Source organism: Coraliomargarita algicola, from assembly GCF_033878955.1.
Lineage (GTDB): Bacteria > Verrucomicrobiota > Verrucomicrobiia > Opitutales > Coraliomargaritaceae > Thalassobacterium > Thalassobacterium algicola.
Genome location: NZ_CP138858.1, coordinates 1582019 through 1600994, shown reverse-complemented (window position 1 = coordinate 1600994; position 18976 = coordinate 1582019). Strand labels below are relative to the sequence as shown.

Genomic DNA, 18976 nt, shown 5'->3' with positions numbered 1-18976 from the left:
CCCCAAAAAAACTCCTTAAAAAATACTATGAAAATTGAGAATATATTGATCGCATTTGCATTTTTCGGCTTGAGCTTGCCTAACGGTTCCGTATCCGCGAAAGAGATACAGCCCACATGGGAATCACTTGCTGAGAATTACCAGGTCCCCGACTGGTTTGTCGATGGCAAACTCGGTGTCTGGTTTCACTGGGGGATACCTTCTTCGCTCAAAGACGGGCGGCCCCACGATGGCTCACATTATGGCGCATGGATGTATGGAACTGAGGATCAATTGAGCGCTGCGAAATACCCAGAGGCGGTTCAACAATTGACTGACTGGCATGACAAAACCTATGGGCCTCATGCGACATTTGGCTATGAAGATCTGATCCCAGGATTTACTGCGGACAACTGGGATCCCGATGCACTGGTGGCTCTGGTCAAAGACGTGGGCGCGCATTTTATCATGCCAGTCGCGACCCATCATGATAATTTTGACATGTATGACTCCTCGCACCCATGGAACTCTGTCGATATGGGGCCGCACCGTGACACGCTCAAGGAGTGGAAGGCGGCGGCCCAGAAACACGGTCTGAAATTCGGGGTTTCAACCCACCTTTATTGGTCGCCGCGCTTTTTCAGTTCTGCACGTAAGTATCAAAAGCCCGGCACGCTCGCTTGGAGTCTGTTTAACATGGACTATCCCGCCAATGGCTATCATGCAGATGATGCTTGGAACGAACATTGGTACGCGCGTTGTTGGGAAATCATTGAGAAGTACGATCCCGACATGTTTAATAATGATTCGCCGTATCCGGATCTTAAATTCGGAAAAGGAATCGGGCTGAAGCTGTTCACGGACTATGTGAACAAAGACCTTCGCGAGAATCATGGGAAGCAGAACGTCGTGCTTTCTTTCAAGGATCCGAGCAAGAGTAAGCAGGCGTTCACCTATAACATGGAGCGCGGCAGTGCCTCTCAAATTGAACCTGAGCCCTGGATGTGGGCGACTGACTTGTCTGGCATATGGTTCTACCGTGATGGGGTGACCAACCGTATGAGTGTTCCGGTTATGGTGAGCAATGCGGTTGATTCCATTAGCAAGAATGGCGTGGTGATGTTAAATATCGCCCTGAAGGGGGATGGCACGATTCCTGAAAACCAAATGGAATATCTGAATGCCTTTCGTGATTTGATGAAGGTGAATGGTGAGGGGATCTACGGCAGTCGTCCGTGGAAGGTTTTCGGTGAAGGCCCACTCGTGATCAAGAAAGGCCGTGGTAGTGAGAACATGAAAGCCTACAGCCAAGAGGATATCCGCTTTACCACAAAGGGCGGCAAGCTGTATGCCTTTGTGCTCGCTCCGCCGACGGACGACATCCTGATCAAAACATTAGCAACGGGAGGCATCTATGAGGATGACATCGAGTCCATCACCATGCTCGGTAGTCAAGAGAAGCTACAGTGGAATCGCACGACCGATGGATTGACCATCACTCTGCCACAAACATTATCGGGTCGCTTAGTCACTGGCTTTTGCATTACTGCGAAATAACCGCGTCGGAAATGCTGTTGAACGGGAGTCAAACCAACGCTCAGTTGGCACTGGAAAATGCCACCATCTGGTTTTTGACGGTAACGGATGAGTTTCCATTTCGACGCATGAAAAGAAGGAGTAAGGTATGAAACGAAATCTTATTAACACAGTACTGATTTGTATGGTTTTCAGCGTAGCGTCTGCCCTTGCGGCCGATGCGCCGACGGGATTGATGACGGAGCTTTTGGAATATCCGGAGCAGACCGTTATTACCGATACATTGCCGGAATTTACATGGATCGTGAACGACCAGGATCGCGATGAGGTGCAGACGGCGTATCAGATTCTCGTGGCTACCAGCGAATCGAATCTCGTGGCCGGCTCTGCGGATATTTGGGATTCTGGGAAGGTATTGAGCAATTCTTCCGTGAATGTTGAGTTTGGCGGAACTGCTCTAGCTGACGGGAGTTATTGGTGGTCCGTACGCACCTGGGATAAAACCGATCAGGCGAGCCCTTTTTCCGATGCGCAAAATTTCGTTGTGGATCGGAGTCCCCATGCCTGGAGTGAGGTCAACGGAGATGGCGAAATTGTTGTTCCGATGGGGCATCTAGTCTCTTATCCAAATGGATTTGGTTGGACGGATTATCGTCTGGAAACCACAGTTCTAATCGATTCCGGTGCCGCAGGTATCAACTTCCGAATGTCGGACGATAATAATTTTTATATGTGGCAATTGAGTGCTTCGAAAGATGCACTCCGTCTACACATTCGAACCAACGGTACGTATACGCTGTTGGATGAAATTGCATACGATTTCAATGCCGGTACCGAATATGACGTGGTCATCACAGCCACAGGTTCGGTGTTCCAAACCTATATTGACGGAGTCCTGGTTGATACGCATACCAATAGTGTGCATGCGCAGGGTACGGTTGGTTTTCGTACGGGTAGGACGGAATCGTTTACTGTTACTACGCTCTCCGTGGATAATTCTGACCTTACGACGGGAACATTGGCTCCGAACCGCTATTTGCCTTCCGCCCATGAAATTCCGGCGGAAAGCGTGGTTGAGAACGGTGAAAACTATTTTGTTGATTTCGGCAAGGCAGCCTTCGGAACCTTGGAGTTTGATGTAGAGATCCCGTTGGGTGGAACGAGTGGTGTGGAAATACGCTTTGGCGAAAAGCGCAATGAAAATACCGTGGAAACGAATCCGGGCGGCTCTATTGTTTATCACTCGCTCTCCATCGATTTGCCGGAAGGAAGCCAGAGGGTTCATGTGGATCTGGATCCATATGAAACCGGACTACGGAATTTTTATGACCAGACGGAAAACACGTTGCCATTTCGTTATGCAGAGATCATCGGTCTTCCTGTTGCACCGGCCAATGTGAAGCAAATTGCTTACTGGGTACCGTTTAACGAGGGCGATTCATCTTTTGTGTGCAGTGATCCGGTCCTGAATGAAGTGTGGGAGTTTTCGCGCTACAGCATGAAGGTGCTGACCTGGCTAGGGATTTATGTGGACGGTATACGCGAAACCCTGCCGTATGAAGCGGATGCGTTTATCCAACAGTTGGGGCACTATTCCACCACGCGTGAATTCACGACGGCGCGCCACAGCCATGAATACCTGATTAAGAATGCCACGTGGCCCACCGAGTGGCTTTCGCATTCTGTGCTGATGGCCTATTACGACTGGATGTATACCGGGAATACCGACTCATTGGCAGAATATTATGACGATTTGAAAGCAAAGTCGCTGATTGCCCTCAAGGAATCCAATGGACTGATTTCCACGACCACTGGCCGAGTGGATGCGAAGTTCAATGCGTCGGTCCATTATGACGGACCCAAGGCGATTCAGGATATTGTGGACTGGCCCATCAGCGAAAGGGACGGGTATGACTTCCGAGGTTACAATACGGTTGTTAATGCCTTCTACAACCGTGGGCTGAACATGATGCGAGACATTTCGGAGGCGCTGGATATGCCAACCGAGGTTGCTTTCTGGGAAAGCGAAATTACCGCACATACTCAGGTGTTCCAAAGCCTACTTTTTGATGCAGGTTCCGGGATTTATCTAGATGGCGTGGGCTCCACGCATTCGGCGGCCCATGCCAACTTTTTCCCGTTGGCATTTGATCTGGTTTCTGAAGCTAATATGCAGACTGTGGCGGATTTTGTGGAATCCAAGGGCATGGCGCCGAGTGTGTACGGAGCGCAGTTTTTGCTCGACGGGTTGTATAATGCCGGCCGAGGTCAGGCCGCGTTGGAATTAATGCGCTCCACCGGCTCGCGCAGTTGGTGGAATATGATGCAGGAGGGGTCCACAGTTACACTGGAGGCGTGGGGACAGGCGTATAAGCGCAACCTCGATTGGAATCACGCATGGGGCGCGGCCCCTGCAAATATCATTCCGCGTCAGCTGATGGGGGTCACACCGTTGAAGCCGGGGTTTGAAAAAATACAAATAAAGCCTCAGATTGGCGACCTCGAATTCGCCTCACTCACCATGCCTACCGTACGTGGTCCGGTCTCGGTTTCGGTTGAGCAAACTTCGAGCAATGCAGTTTACACCATTGAAATTCCTGCCAATGCCACGGCCAAAATCTTAATACCCTCCAATTCGGTTCTTGGCGGCGCTGTTAACGTGAACGGCATCGACCAGGAGGGGGTAGTTGAGGGCGGATTCATTGTGTTCGACGGTGTGGGGTCCGGGACGCATGTGTTCATAAAAGCGCTATCGGGAACATCCGCAAGGAATCGGCCGAAAGGAAGCGCCTTTTAGGGGCCACATTCCCATGTTGCGGCTCATGAGTACGTAGTGAGGGAGTTTCTTCGGGCACCGAGCCCCATACGACTATGATTTTTCTGTTAAATTCAATTCATCGCCTCGCTATCGTCGGGATGGCTCTCTCCGTAACTTCGTCTTACGGGCAAACGTATGCACCCTACACGGTCGATGCCCATACGGTTTACCTCTTACATCTGGATGAAGTAGCAGGTTCGGGTATGGCAAGTTGGGAAGGTTCCGGCGGAGGAACCGGTGCGTATACCGTCGACATCTCTGCGAACGAGGTGACCGATGTGTTGGGGGCTTCGGGGCTATTTGGCGGCGCGGCGAATATGATGGGGCCTAGCTCACACCGGGGAATCGGTATCGACGTGGATTCGCCTTCAGATGGGTTCGAGTATGGAGATGAGATTAATTTCAATACGATAATCAGCAATGGCCAGTTTACTCTGGAGGCATTAGTGAAACCTTCTGTATCCGATCTAACCGAGCACGGGCATATTTGGTCTATGGATTCTGGGGACGGATCACGGGGGGGGCAATTCCGTTTGAACAGTTCCGAGCAATTGGAATGGCATCCGATTGATTTGGGGGGCGATGGTCCAGTGAGTATATCGGTTGGAACGATTACGCCGAATAGTTGGTATCATGCCGCCATAACCTACTCTGATGGCAACTACACGATGTATTGGACCCCGGTCGATGGCGGTAGTAGTCAAGCTCATGTCCTGCATACATGGACCAGTCCTTTAACTACCACTAATCTGACCGCCGAATTAATGCTGGGCAATGAGGGGCGCTCTGGGCTCGGCTCAACTGAGTCCTTTCCGGGGCTGATCGACGAGGCTCGAATTAGTAACGTGGCTCGCGGCCCTTTCGATTTTATTTTCAAGATTAACGATATCGATGAAGATGGCCTATTGGACGACTGGGAACGATTTTATATTGGCTCCCTTGCTGAAGGTGGAAAAGACGATCACGATCGCGATGGATTCACCAACGCTCAAGAGTTCGCCGCCGGAACCAATCCATATCATGCGTCGTCCGTTCCGGGCGATACCGATGCCGATGGCCTGACCGACGACTGGGAACTCGCTCACTTTGGCGATTTGTCTCAGAGTGGTGTCGATGACCCCGACGGCGACTCCTCTAATAATAGCAGTGAGCAGGCCTCCAATACGGATCCAAACAATAGCAAGGCAACTCCCGGATTCGTGGACTCGACTACGCCGACCGGACTCATGGTTGATCTGTTGGCTTATCCCCACCGTACGACGATTCCGGACACCGAACCTGAGTTCACCTGGATCTTCCACCCCGCAATGCGGGGAGATCATCAAACCGCCTATCAAATTATCGTATCGTCGTCCAACACACTCGCTCGTTCCGGCACTGGTGATGTATGGGATAGTGGCAAGGTGAGCTCTGGGGAATCCGTGGATGTTGCTTATGCCGCTGGATCTGAACTGATGCGAGGCAATGGCTATTTCTGGCGCGTGCGAACTTGGGGCGTGGCTGAGACGGCCAGCGATTGGTCGTTTGTTCAATCGTTTCGGATCGAAGCAAGCACCCCGCAAGCTGGCTCACGCTCTCTATATATGGCTTCGGCTGCGGACGCTAACGGTTTCGACTGGGCCGGTCGCTACCAACCCGCCTTCGGCACTGTCGTGGTGCCTGTTAAAGTAGTGGATAAGGGGAACGGAAACTTCTTTATCGACTTCGGTCAGGATGCCTTTGGCTATATCACTCTCCAACTGGATGGCAGTTTTGCAGGGGAATCGATGGAGATTCGCTTTGGCGAAAAAGCGTCGGGTATGAGTGTCGATACCTCACCCGGGGCGTCCATCCGCTATAGCGCGACGACGAAAACCTTAAGTGACGGGAATGTGACGTATGAAATCCGCCCGCCCACCACGGTTTACCCGCCTTACTACGATGCTACCGATATCACTGGATGGGCTGGAGACGTTACACCGTTTCGGTATATTGAACTGATCGGTTGCCCAACCGCCATCACGGCCGGCGATATCCGTCAATGGGTCTTACATACACCGTTCGATGATGATGCCGCCCGCTTCACCTCGTCTGACGACACGTTGAATAAGGTCTGGGAAATGTGCCGCTATTCCATGAAGGCTACCACCTTTTGTGGGGTTTATGTCGATGGGGATCGGGAACGATGTCCCTACGAAGCTGATGCCTACCTTAATCAGCTTACCCACTACGCAGTGGATCGTGAATATACCCTCGCGCGCTACAGTTACGAATACCTACTGGATCACACGACGTGGCCGACGGAGTGGCGGATGCATTTCCCGCTCATGGCCTGGGCCGACTACATGTATACCGGAAATTCCGATGCGCTGGCGGCAAGCTATGACGATATCAAAGCCTTCTTACTCAGCGATCGCGAACGTGCGTCTGACAATCTCGTCGCGAGTTGGCCAAACAACGGAACCGGAGCGAACAATCCATCGGACATCATCGACTGGCCGCGCAGCGAACGGGACGGATATGTGCAGACCAGCTATAGCTCGGTCATCAATGCTTTCCACTATAGAAACTTGCGTCTGATGGCGCAGATGGCCGATGTCCTCGGAAAAACGGCTGACTCTGCGGATTATACCGCTCGGGCTAATACCATCGAAACCAGTTTTAATTCGGTCTTCTGGAACGGTTCACAATATCAGGATGGGGAATCCAGTACGCATGTCTCAGCACATGGTAATTTTTTCCCGATGGCCTTTGGTTTGGTTCCCTCTAGTCGGGTCTCCTCTGTTATGGATTACCTGAAAACTAAGCGCATGGCACCGAGTGTCTATGGCGCACAATATCTGCTGGAAGCGCTGTTCGAAGGAGGCGAGTCCGACTATGCCATCGGCCTGATGGCCGATAACGATCCCGATTATAAACGCCATTGGTATAACATGCTGCTTGAGGGCGCGACGATCACGATGGAAGCATGGGACAACGACTTTAAATCCAATACGGATTGGAACCATGCTTGGGGCGCTGCTCCCGGAAATATCATTCCGACCTATGTCTTGGGTCTTAAGCCGTTGACAGCCGGTTTCGGAGAAGTCGAGATCAAGCCTCAACTCGGAACCGGCGATGGTGCCAACGGACTGACTCATGCGGCGGGAACCATCCCTACCATCCGTGGCCCAGTTACCATCAATATCGAAAATTCGCCGACGAACTTTCAGTTGACCGTGGAGATTCCCGGCAATATGGCGGCCACCGTGTCGCTCCCTTCCAAAGGGCTAGCCTCTCCAGTGGTGCTCTACAACGGTAAGGTGGTCACGGTTCCCGTCACCGATGGGCGATTAGTGATCGAAAATGTGCCCGGGGGTAAGCACTCGTTCTGGTTGAGCGCAACACACTCTCCGGACGCCGCAACGCTCAAGGCAAACTGGAAGGAAGCGATGTTTGGGGAAAAGGCTGACAACCCCGAAGTTTCCGGTGACGAACTCGATTGGGACGGAGATGGAGCCACGACCGAGGAGGAGTTTATTGCCAACACGGATCCTACAAATGCAGCAGACCGCTGGATGCCTCACATGATCTTCAATGCGCCGATCGGCCCATTTGAATCGACCTTTTCAGGAAAAGGAGGGCGGCGCTACACGCTAGAACGTTCACCCTCACTCCTGCCCACGAGCTGGACGGACGTAGATACGAAAATACTCTCCACAGATACGGACGTTCGGCTAGTCGACTCATTCTCCGCCACCTCGAATACGTTGTTCTACCGCACTCGGGTTGAACTTCCCTAGCCAGATCTGCTCAGAATGGATCGCAGAATTACATAAAGAATTACTCTAAGAGCTGACATGGAGAGAGGCACGAGTAGAATTGCTCTGTCTCGAATGGTTATCCCTTTAATTTCAAAAAAGATAAAATATGAAAAATATAAATTGGTTCGTAGTAATGATTCTTGGCGTGTGGCTTATAGCTGCCATCGCTTGCTTCGGCTCACGGTCTTCTGACCCAATGGTTGCCGCTTTCTTTTTTAGTATCGTAGCTGGATTGGGCTACGCCCTCGTGAAATTTGGATTAAAATGATGATAAATGGTAAATCCAGAATAATGAAGAATCTTATAGTCGGATGTTATCTACTGTCTTGTGCTGCCGCTTTTGGAAGTGATGCGCTGACTCGCCCCAATATTCTCGTGTTGATTGCCGACGACCACCGAAAAGACCTCATTGGTAAGTATCATGACATCGTTGTAACCCCCGCGTTGGATGATTTGTGCGATACAGGTGTATTTTTTAATAATGCGTATGCAACCACTCCGATTTGTGCGGCGAGTCGAGCCAGTATTTTTACTGGATTAACGGAGCGAACACATGGCTACACATTTGGTGAATCCGCCGTGCCTGCTCAATTTACGGCCACCGCCTATCCAAAGATGCTCAAGGAAAACGGCTACAGAACCGGATTCGTTGGCAAGTTCGGTTGTGAGCTGAGTGAAACTAGCTCGGAACGGTTTGATTACTATGAGGATTTCTGGCGTACGATTAATAAAACCTACAACGGTGAAGCAATCCCGCAGACCTATTATAAAGCCCAGAAAGCGCGCGATTTTATTGAAGACGCTCATACGAATCATGCAGGAACGCCCTGGTGTATGTCGGTCAGCTTCTGGGATCCCCATGCCTTTGATCATGATTTGGAGAATCAGTATTATTATCCGCCGGAATTCGAAACGCTGTACGATGATGTGACGATTCCCGATGCGCGGATTTCCGATGATGCCACCTTTAACGCGTTGCCGGACTTTATCAAAACGTCGATGTGCAGAACCCGCTGGGGCTGGCGTTACGAAACCCCGGAAAAATATCAACGAATGGTGAAGCGCCACTATCGCTCCATAACTGGCGTGGATAAAGGCGTTCAAATGATCCGTGACAAGCTGACCGAGCTCGGCATCGCGGACAATACGGTCATTATCTATATGGGGGATAACGGCTACATGATAAATGAGCGACAGTTGGCTGGCAAGTGGTTGGGATGGGATGAGTGTTTGCAGGTGCCGCTCATTATTTACGACCCGCGTGATGGAGGCCTGCGGGGCGCGGAGCTGGATCAAGTGGCTTTAAATATCGACCTGGCACCGACGATTTTGGAATTAGCAGGGATTGACATTCCTGACATGTATCAGGGTAAGAGCCTCTATCCGCTGCTGTCTGGAGAAAATCCACCCTGGCGTAATGAGTTCTTTTTTGAGCACTATTTTACCGCCAATGGTCAGATTCCCAGAAGTGAGGGGGTTCGAACCGATCAATGGAAATATGTAAAATATCCGCTCGATAACTTTGAACAGCTCTATGATTTGCAGGCCGATCCTGGTGAAGTGACCAACTTGGCAGGCAATGCGGCCTATGCCGACGAGCTGGCATTGATGCAGACCGCGTCCAGTGCGTATGTCGACCTCTACTCCAACTGGCCTCCCGAGGAACCGGAGCTGGATTCGGGATATGTCGACAACACGGATGCCGCGCTGGCCTACTATGGAACGTGGACGCTGGTTAGCGATTTTTCAGAAGATTACAACGGCTCGATGCATTATGCCGATGCGGCGGGGGAATCGGTTGAATATACCTTTAACGGCGACTCGATTCAGGTCGGCGTTCGTAAAGGAGCCAGTGGCGGCCTGTGCGATGTGTATCTCGACGGCGTGCTCGTCGCGAACGATGTCGATACCTATGCATCGGCAAAAGTGGGGCAAGTCATTATCTATGAGTTCGCGCTGACCAACGGAGCACATACCATCAAGCTCGAAGCAACCGGGACGAAGAATCCGAGTGCATCTGGGTCGAATATCATGTTCGACTTCTTTAGATACACCGAAGGGGAGGACGGATTTGGCGGATTGGACGAATGGACCCATACGGTCATCCTGGACAACGGTAATACCGGCACCCAAAATACATCCACTTGGCAAACGAACGCAACCGATGGAAGCCTGGAGCTCATTACCACTGATTACGATGCCATCGAGCAACATGCCTATATCCGATCCGGGGCAACTCTGGCGGTCGGTCAGGAGGCTCAGATTTCGCTGTCGTGGCCGCTCTCAGGCGCAAATAATAATGATTCATTCGGCCTTTATGTGGGGGGCACGGCCCCGACGTTTAATGTGCGTCAAGACTATGTGAATATCTATGGCAAGGCTGGTGGTACGGTTGCTTATATGCACGGTTTTGATGGAACCACTCAGTATGGTCCCGATCCGTCCAAGGATGCCGCAGGGGCCGATACGCTCTTCGTTGCCCGGACTGCTGATAACCTTTTCGAGCTCGGCTTTTATGTGGGCGCGACGCGCACGGTTGTTGGGACGCGTAGTCCGACTACCGCCAACTCGGCTGACTTCGTCGGTATCTATGCAGATACTCGAGCGAACGGAACACTTTCAGGCATTGAGGCCTTTCAAATCACGTCGATTCCGGTCGAACCACCACCGGTTGTTGCTCAGCCCTCGAACAAGAAGATCTATGTCATTCTTTTTGGCGGACAATCCAACGCGGTGGGCTGGGGGTATCACCAATATTTGCTGGACGAAGCGCATCCGTTGGCACAGCCGCAAACGGACGTGGAGATGTATGCGGGGTGCGGTCTGGATGCCATGATCAATCAACTGCTCCCGCTCCAATCCGGCACAGGAAGTGATTGGAACAATCCCGGGACGATGCAGTATCCGGCCCTGACGACGGAGCCCGTTAACCGCTTCGGCCCCGAGCTGAGTATGGCGCGCACGGTGCGCGACGGGATCGACATCCTCGACTCCAAGGTGATCGTTATCAAATATGGAGTGGGCGGCACCGCTTTGGCGAATCAATGGTATGGCGATGGCACCGCCGATCGTTCGGCCGACGGGCCAGTCTACCAAGCATTTCAAACCACCGTGCATGCCGGGATCGCGGCCATTCAGACCAAGTATCCCTATCACGAAGTCGAGATCATCGGCATGGGGTGGGTGCAGGGCGAATCCGACCGCTACTTTGCTTCCGGTTACGAAGCGAAGTTGACCACCTTTATCGCCGATGTGCGCGCCACTTTTGCCACGAATATGCCCTTTGTCCTTTCCAGGCTTTCCATGAATCAAATCGAAGAGAACGACGCCTATTATGACGATTGGCAGATCGTTAGGGCCGCGCAGGCTGCAGTGGCGGCGGCCGACCCGCTCGTGGTTGCAACCGAAACCGAGGGAGCCAATTATCTGGGAGCCGTCGGTTTCGCGGATGGCCAAATTCATTTTCTCTCGTCCGCGCTGGTTCAGATCGGAGAGGATCTTGGGCAGGCGCTCTTGACAATAGCGACGCTGGATGCCGATGGCGACCAGCTTCCTGACCACTGGGAACAGAGCTTTACACCACCGGGGTCTGCCGGCTTGGGCAACGCGCCCGATGATGACTATGACGGGGACGGCATTACCGATCGCAATGAATTTCAGATCGGCACCAGTCCCGTGGATCCTGAAGACGGGCTGTCGCTCTCGATCTCCAATGCGGTCTCCATTCAGTGGTCCGCGAAACGAGGCATTAGCTACAACCTCCAGCATTCTACCAATCTAGTTTCCTGGTCAGTATTAGATACGATAGTGCTCGAAACCAACGGCGTGGCCGTGCTTCCCCTCTCGGGAGTTGTGAGTAATCAAGCTGAATTTTTTCGTTTAAAAGTAGATATATAGAAAAGAGAAAAATATGAATTGGATAAAGATGAAGAGTTTCGTGGTCGGGTTCGGCTTATTGTGGTGTGCCGTGGTTTTTGCTGGAGATCGATTGATTTTGGATATGGTGCACCACAACCCTGGTGAGACCACTTACGATAGCGCCTATAATGATCCCGCGGTCATTAAAGAGATGGGATACAACGGGAAGGTCTATTTTCTGTTTGAGTCGCCCGCGCTGGCAATTAACTGGGAATCAGTCGATTCGGACATCTTGCCGAAAGGTTCGGAGGAACGAAAATGGGTGGATGCCAAAGCCGAACAAATTAGACAGATGCATGCGGCCTGTAAGGCGCAGGATATTAAAACCTACGCGATGTCTGATTTGATCCTGTTCCCTAAACGGTTGATCGCGAAATACGGAATCGAGAAAACGTTCGGCGACCCGAATCACCCGCAGGTCGAAAAATTACTTCGTGCTCAGATTAATGAGATGTTCAACCAGTTCCCCGATTTCGATGGGCTCGTTGTGCGCATCGGCGAAACCTACCTTGAGGATGCACCGTTCCATCAGGGACACATTGAAAACAAAACCGATCCGCAGAAGACGATCATTCCATTGCTGCAGATTTTGCGGGAAGAAATTTGTGTGAAACGCGACAAGCAGCTGATTTTTCGCACGTGGCGGGCATTCGACAACAATGAGTCGCGCTATATGGCTGTCAGTGATGCGGTAGAGCCGCACCCGAATTTGGTCATCAGCATCAAGCATTGCGAAGGCGATTTCTTCCGCACCCATCCGTTCAGCCGTTGCATTGGTATGGGACGGCATCGGCAGATCATCGAGGTGCAGTGCGCCCGTGAATACGAAGGGAAGGGGGCCTATCCGAACTATATAGCCAACGGCGTCATCGAAGGCTTCGAAGAGCACGCCGATATGCCCAAGGATAAAATCAACAGCTTGCGTTCGTTCTACGAAAAGACTCCAGAGCTCTTTGCCGGCATCTGGACTTGGTCGCGTGGTGGCGGCTGGCGCGGTCCCTACATTAAAAACGAAATGTGGTGCGATCTGAATGCGTGGGTCACGGCACAGTGGGCGTTGGATCCTTCCAAAAGCGAAGAATCCGTTTTCAACCGCTATGCGACGGAACGACTCAAATTAAAAGATGGGGATGTCGCCAAATTCCGTCGCCTATGCCTGCTGTCCGCCAATAGCGTGTTGAAAGGCCGCTACTCGGAACCCGGTGGGATGCGGGTGATTTGGACGCGCGATCAGGGGATCGGCTGGCCGGGAGTCATCAGCGATGCCGCGAAACAGCAACGGAGCCTGCAACAAAAGGATGAGGCCATTGCTCAATGGCAGGAAATCGTCTCGCTGGCGGAATCGATCCAATGGGCCGATGAAGCCACGCGCGAGCACGCAATCGCTTCAGCCTATTACGGACTGCATCTTTATGAAATCTACCGGAGCAAAATCTATATGGCGGACGCAGAGGCCAAAGGAGATCGCGATGGAATCAAGAAATGGCTTAAGGCCTACGACGCAGCATGGGCGACCTATGATCAGTTGCCAGAGCAATACCCTTCAGTTGCTTCGTTATATAAACAATACAAGGCAGATGAAAATCTAAAGCGTTTGCGCGCTGCAGTGGGAGTACCAGCCCCTCCCGTTCTTTCGATTCCTCGCAAGCCGGTATCGCTCGACGGCGCGCTTTTCAAGTTGACCACGGCGGACGGAATGGCAGCGGGCAAGAAAACCTTTACCCCTTCGATTGTATCGGTGCTCAGCGATAAGCGCGTAATTGGGCCGGCAGACGGTGCCGCATTAAAGGCGGGAAGCACGCTCGACAGACTGGCTAATTCAGAATGGGCGGGGTTCAGCTTAGAGGCCAATAACGGAAATTCGCTCGACAATGCGACGGAGTTTTCTCGGGGCTATCTTGAATTTACGATTGAGGCACTAACGGGTTTCGCACTGAATTGCCGCGAGCTGACCTTTGCATCGGCGCGTGGCGGGTCGAGCAGTACACGCGGCTACGTTCTATTTGCCTCCGTCAACGGCGGCGCAATAAACTTCGGCGACACGCCCGTTTCTACCGTAATCAATGAAACCGGTACGCGCGACGCACCACGGAAGGTATCGGTAGATTTGAGCGCTGCTACCTATCAGGGGATCGACTGCATAACCTTCCGCTATTATCCGCTGACGCCAAGCCCGGGTATCTCGATGGAATTCGACGGAATGGCGCTGTTTGGCTCAATTGGTGAACGCTCGGCAGAAACGGTTCGTACCGCTAAGAGTCAATGCCTACTTACGGGGCGAGTGATGGACACCAGTGATAACCGGCTGCCTAATGCAAGGGTGTCTTTACGAACGATTGGAGCGAAAACTCTGACGGATCCAAACGGGAAATTTACCTTAAGATTTGACCGCTAAAAAGTGTCCAAACTAAATAAAGATGAGTCTTATAGCCAGTTCGAATTTGAGAAGGAGGGACATGTTAAAGAAAGTATTAACATTGATTCAATCAACTTCTTTTCCCAGACCGAGCCGATGGATGTGCCGTTTATTACCTTTGGTCATTCAAATGGTTAGGGCTTCGCCGCTTGTTTGCCTTCGCAACGACCCGATCGAGCGATCGCTTGGATTTCGTATCATTCTGGGTATAGCAACTACCTGCAATTCCCTAATACCGAAAAGGTTCCATCTTTGATTATGCATGGTATGCTAGATGGCTGGTTTCATCGCCAGCATCAGGACCAAGCTTTTGCAACAATGCGCAAGAAGAGAAATGCGGCGATGGCTATGATGATGGAAGGCAGTGTCGGGCACGGGCCGGAAGACAAGGATGCTACTTGGGAGTTCATCATTGAATTTTGCAAGGCGGCCATCCGTATCCGCCTGAACGAAGATGGTAATCTCAAACCTGTTAAAATTGAATCCTGCTGGCTGGAGAAGTTTATGACACCGAGCGGAAAGGGCAGCAGTTGTTGGAGATTGCTCCCTATACAGAATTTAAGGGAGACGTCTCCCTTGTTAATTGGCTTCCCGATGCAGATCTTGCCGAGATTTGGCAAGCCTACGGAAATACCAAACCTAATAAACCCCAATAAAGGAATAAACCATGATGAGAAATAATAGGATGATGACTAACAGATGTAAATTGAAACGTCAGGTTCCGGCCAAATCTATATTTAGTAGAACGGTGCCTTACTCCAAGAAGATATTGCAGGCCGCCCTGATCTTGTGCCTGTCTTCTGGCATACAAGGCAGTGCGCAGGCCTCCATAGAAGATCCTTCAAATTATAATGACGGGGATCTGGTCTTAACTACTGGTGCGACGTATTCTTATTATCCTGCCCAATCAAAAACGAGCTTTGATATGCCCGATTTTTCCTGGGATACGATTCCGCGTTGGAGATATTATAGTAACCCAAATCCTGCAAATCAGGCAGATGTGGTGGCCTGTGCGGAAGTTGATATGCTCATGATCGAGAAGAATACCCTTCTGGGGATGGATTATAACGAGCAAGGCAGCGCGGACTTCGCAGCGCGAGTAAAAGCAATTAATCCGGACATCAAGATTATGTTTTATTGGAATGCCACGATAGACTATGGCGATTATCTTGTCCAACAAGATGGGGTATATGATCGTGACACGTTTTCCTCTCCGTTATCATGGGGGACGTTGAGGGGGTTACACTTGGGTGATCCTGTCGTGCGTGAGTGGTGGATCGAGTCGGCTCTGTCGTTCCTCGATATTCCGAATATTGATGGGCTCTTTTTTGATCGGATTGCGGGAGCGGATGCGCGGGATATGGTCGCCTCTTTATATAATCGGATGCCTTCTGATAAATTCGTCATCGGAAATTCGGGGCTCGATTTTGACGCCTGGCGGGAAAATATGGCCAACATGGACGGTTCCTACCGAGAAGCGTGGAAATCTCCAGGTCATGGTCAAAGTTCCGCAGATCCATTCACTGTGATGATTCAGTTACTTCGTGAGGCGTCACTCAAGGGGAAAATGGTCAATATAACCGGAGTCTCAGATACGGAGGCTGAGACCCTTTTCACTGTGGCGGTATTTTTAATGGGGGCAGGAGAGTATTCCTATATTTCTGTTAACCCAATTTTTTCTGACCTGTTATCCCGTCCTTTAGGAGCGCCCTTAGGCCCGCCGATCAAGAACGGCTATGAATACACGCGTTCCTTCGAACACCTAGATCTCTGGGTGAATGTAGAAACCCAAGAAACAGTCTACGATTGGAAGCTTGATGTGCCAGAGGTAACTTTTGCCGGTTCTGATAACTGGACGTCTACGGTTATTCTGGATAACAATGATGGCGCGGCCAATACATCAGTATGGCGCGTGAATGCTGCTGACCAGTTGGAACTGGTCACCTCTAATTACGATGACATTGAACAAATTGCCTTCATTCGGGACGATACCACATTGGCCGTCGGCCAGGAAGCCCAGCTGAAGATGGATATTCCGAATACGGGGAATAGAAACTTGGGTCTTTACGTCGGAGGCACGGCTCCAACGTTCGATGTGCGGCAGGACTATATATCCATCTATAGTTCGTCAATTTCTGATATCGTCATGACTCACGGTTTTGACGGAACCTCCGTATTTTCTTCCACCCCGTTTGCAGATGCTGCAGGAGCCGATACGTTTTTCATTGCCCGGACAGCGGAGAATACCTTCGAGGTCGGCTTCTATGTGGGGTCGACTCGCACCGTGGTTGTGACGCGTAATCCGTCCACCGCCAACTCGGCGGACTACGTCGGTATTTATGCAGACGTTCGTAAGAACGGAACGCTGGGTGCCATTAATTCTTTCCGAATTGTTCCAGTCGGATGGGTTGTCGATGACTTCTCAGGAGTGAATGCGCTGGATCATTGGGAGGGGACCGTTATTCTGGATCATAATGATGGCGCGGCCAATACTTTGACCCTACAGGCGAACAATGACGATCAGTTGGAGCTAGTTACCTCAGATTACGATGGCATTGAGCAAATCGCCTTGATTCGCTCCGATACCACATTGGCCGTCGGCCAGGAAGCCAGGCTGAAGATGGACCTTCCTAATACGGGGAACCGAAACTTGGGTCTTTATGTCGGCGGTACGGCTCCGGCGTTTGATGTACGTGAGGACTATATGACCATATATAGTTCGTTAAATTCTGATACCGTCATGACTCACGGTTATGACGGAAGCTCTCAGTTTTCTGTTAACCCGCATGCAAATGCTTCCGGAGCCGATACGCTCTTCGCAGCGCGGACCTCGACAAACGCCTTTGAACTTGGTTTCTATGTGGGCGCGACTCGTTCGGTGGTTGTAACGCGTAATCCGTCCACCGCCAACTCGGCGGACTACGTCGGCGTCTTTGTCGACACGCGGGCTAATGGAACGATTGGTTCTATTGATTCCTTTCAAATTGTTCCAGTAGGGGCGTTTGTTGAATCTCTTTTTGTCGAGGCAGAAGACTATACTGGCATGAGTGGTATTGCGACACAACCAACCACCGATGCGGATGGGGGTCTCAATGTGGGCTGGATCAGGACCGGAGATTGGATGGACTATGAAGTGAGTATTCCTTCTTCTGGAACGTACACGGTAAATTATCGGGTTGCCAGCTTGAATGGCGGATCTTCTGTTCAATTTCAGGTGGATGGAAGTGCCCAAGCAACCACCAGTATTGCTTCAACGGGGGGGTGGCAAGAATGGACGACGCTATCAACCTCCGTATCTTTGCTGTCAGGTCCTCAAACCATTAGGTTATATTCTACTTCCGGTGGATGGAATATTAATTGGTTTGAATTAATAATGAATTGATCAAGTCGTTATTCAGGATCGAATAACACAGAATCAAGTTTGTGGAGAATCGCTGCGTATGTTTTTGAGTCGCGATTTTTTGCAGACTGTGGAACATCTTGGTCGGCGTAAAACTTCTCAAAGATCCCGCCGAAATGGTCAATCTGGCAGCAAGCTGTGAATATGCGCAGCGTGCGCAAGCAGATGAAGGCGACGCTTGATAGCTACCTGACAACTCTCCCCGAAATCAGAAAAAGGAACAAATGATGCTAAAACTATTTGAGATACGCTTACACGTCGCCGCCGCGGTCATCACGCTCGCTTCGCTTTGCTCAGCCGTTGCGGAGCAGCGGCCCAATCTTCTGTTTGTATTTGCCGATCAGTGGCGAGGTCAAGCGAACGGGCTATGCGGGCCACCCGAATCTGCTGGGGAAAACGCCGCATCTGGATCAGCTGGCGAAGGAGGGGATTAATTTAGTCAACGCGGTTTCGACCATGCCCGTGTTTACGCCGTATCGCGCCAGCTTGCTGACGGGGCAATATGCGCTGTCTCATGGCCTTTTCATGAACGACGCGCCGCTTAACCCGGAGCTCCCAACCATCGGTAAAGTCTATAAAGCGGCGGGCCCTGTTGCGAAACTTGGACCTAAGGTAAAAGATGACTACTTCGGTAAAGTGCCAGAAGACTATTTATCTGTTAAGAAGAACGTGCTCTTCTTTAAGGGAGATGGCACACGTCGTGGCAAAATCGGTATCAGCCCAGAACGTAGCAAAGGAGTTGCGGGCAGTTACGATGCAGATGGACAGGTTTTAACTATCGTTACCTAGAACAAACAGGAAGCACCAGCCGGTTTTGTAAACTCATCTTGGGAAATCCAAAAAGAGCCTTATGTGGGCGATGTCATCAACGCTTACAATGATGGATCTCCAGAGCCCGGCGCTGCCCCATTAGGTCCATTCTATGAGATCGAGACATCATCTCCAGCAGCCGCTTTAAAACCAGGCGAAACAATGACACATATATCACGCACCATGCACCTGCATGGCTCTGAAGCGCTGCTCGATCCTATCGCTCAACGCGTCTTCGGCGTCACTCTCAATCAAATCAAGAATAGTTTCTAGGTATGCTACCTTCGACCAAAAAGAATAAAGCGCAGCCTTACCCC

At 51.2% G+C, this 18976-nt stretch carries 7 protein-coding genes and 1 pseudogene; all 8 read left to right on the top strand.

Annotation, left to right across the window (positions count from 1 at the left end; all coding sequences use genetic code 11):
- The first annotated feature begins 27 nt into the window (after positions 1 to 27).
- Positions 28 to 1536 (top strand): alpha-L-fucosidase, encoded by a 1509-nt coding sequence (locus SH580_RS06090; RefSeq protein ID WP_319834121.1) that lies wholly within the window; start codon positions 28 to 30, stop codon positions 1534 to 1536.
- A gap of 127 nt (positions 1537 to 1663) precedes the next feature.
- A complete protein-coding gene (locus SH580_RS06085) occupies positions 1664 to 4312 on the top strand; it encodes an alpha-L-rhamnosidase-related protein (protein WP_319834120.1) in 2649 nt (882 codons plus the stop codon).
- A gap of 74 nt (positions 4313 to 4386) precedes the next feature.
- Complete coding sequence (locus tag SH580_RS06080; RefSeq protein ID WP_319834119.1) at positions 4387 to 8094, top strand: alpha-L-rhamnosidase-related protein; 3708 nt, start codon at positions 4387 to 4389, stop codon at positions 8092 to 8094.
- 312 nt (positions 8095 to 8406) lie between these two features.
- Positions 8407 to 12012, top strand: coding sequence for a sulfatase-like hydrolase/transferase (locus tag SH580_RS06075; protein ID WP_319834118.1), 3606 nt, complete (start codon positions 8407 to 8409; stop codon positions 12010 to 12012).
- A 13-nt stretch (positions 12013 to 12025) separates the two neighbouring features.
- Complete coding sequence (locus SH580_RS06070) at positions 12026 to 14428, top strand: carboxypeptidase-like regulatory domain-containing protein (RefSeq protein ID WP_319834117.1); 2403 nt, start codon at positions 12026 to 12028, stop codon at positions 14426 to 14428.
- 279 nt (positions 14429 to 14707) lie between these two features.
- Entirely contained in the window at positions 14708 to 15130 is a 423-nt protein-coding gene (locus SH580_RS06065; protein WP_319834116.1) for a hypothetical protein, read from the top strand.
- On the top strand, positions 15117 to 17831 hold the full coding sequence (locus SH580_RS06060; RefSeq protein WP_319834115.1) for a carbohydrate-binding protein: 2715 nt from the start codon (positions 15117 to 15119) through the stop codon (positions 17829 to 17831). The genes SH580_RS06065 and SH580_RS06060 overlap by 14 nt, the downstream gene beginning before the upstream one ends.
- Positions 17832 to 18089: 258 nt before the next feature.
- Positions 18090 to 18932 (top strand): annotated as a pseudogene (locus SH580_RS22155) (DUF6786 family protein).
- Positions 18933 to 18976: the final 44 nt, after the last annotated feature.

Coding starts and splice junctions, on each gene's coding strand:
- SH580_RS06090 (WP_319834121.1), top strand. CDS start 28: ATGAAAATTGAGAATATATTGATCGCATTTGCATTTTTCGGCTTGAGC.
- SH580_RS06075 (WP_319834118.1), top strand. CDS start 8,407: ATGAAGAATCTTATAGTCGGATGTTATCTACTGTCTTGTGCTGCCGCT.
- SH580_RS06080 (WP_319834119.1), top strand. CDS start 4,387: ATGATTTTTCTGTTAAATTCAATTCATCGCCTCGCTATCGTCGGGATG.
- SH580_RS06065 (WP_319834116.1), top strand. CDS start 14,708: ATGCATGGTATGCTAGATGGCTGGTTTCATCGCCAGCATCAGGACCAA.
- SH580_RS06085 (WP_319834120.1), top strand. CDS start 1,664: ATGAAACGAAATCTTATTAACACAGTACTGATTTGTATGGTTTTCAGC.
- SH580_RS06060 (WP_319834115.1), top strand. CDS start 15,117: ATGATGAGAAATAATAGGATGATGACTAACAGATGTAAATTGAAACGT.
- SH580_RS06070 (WP_319834117.1), top strand. CDS start 12,026: ATGAATTGGATAAAGATGAAGAGTTTCGTGGTCGGGTTCGGCTTATTG.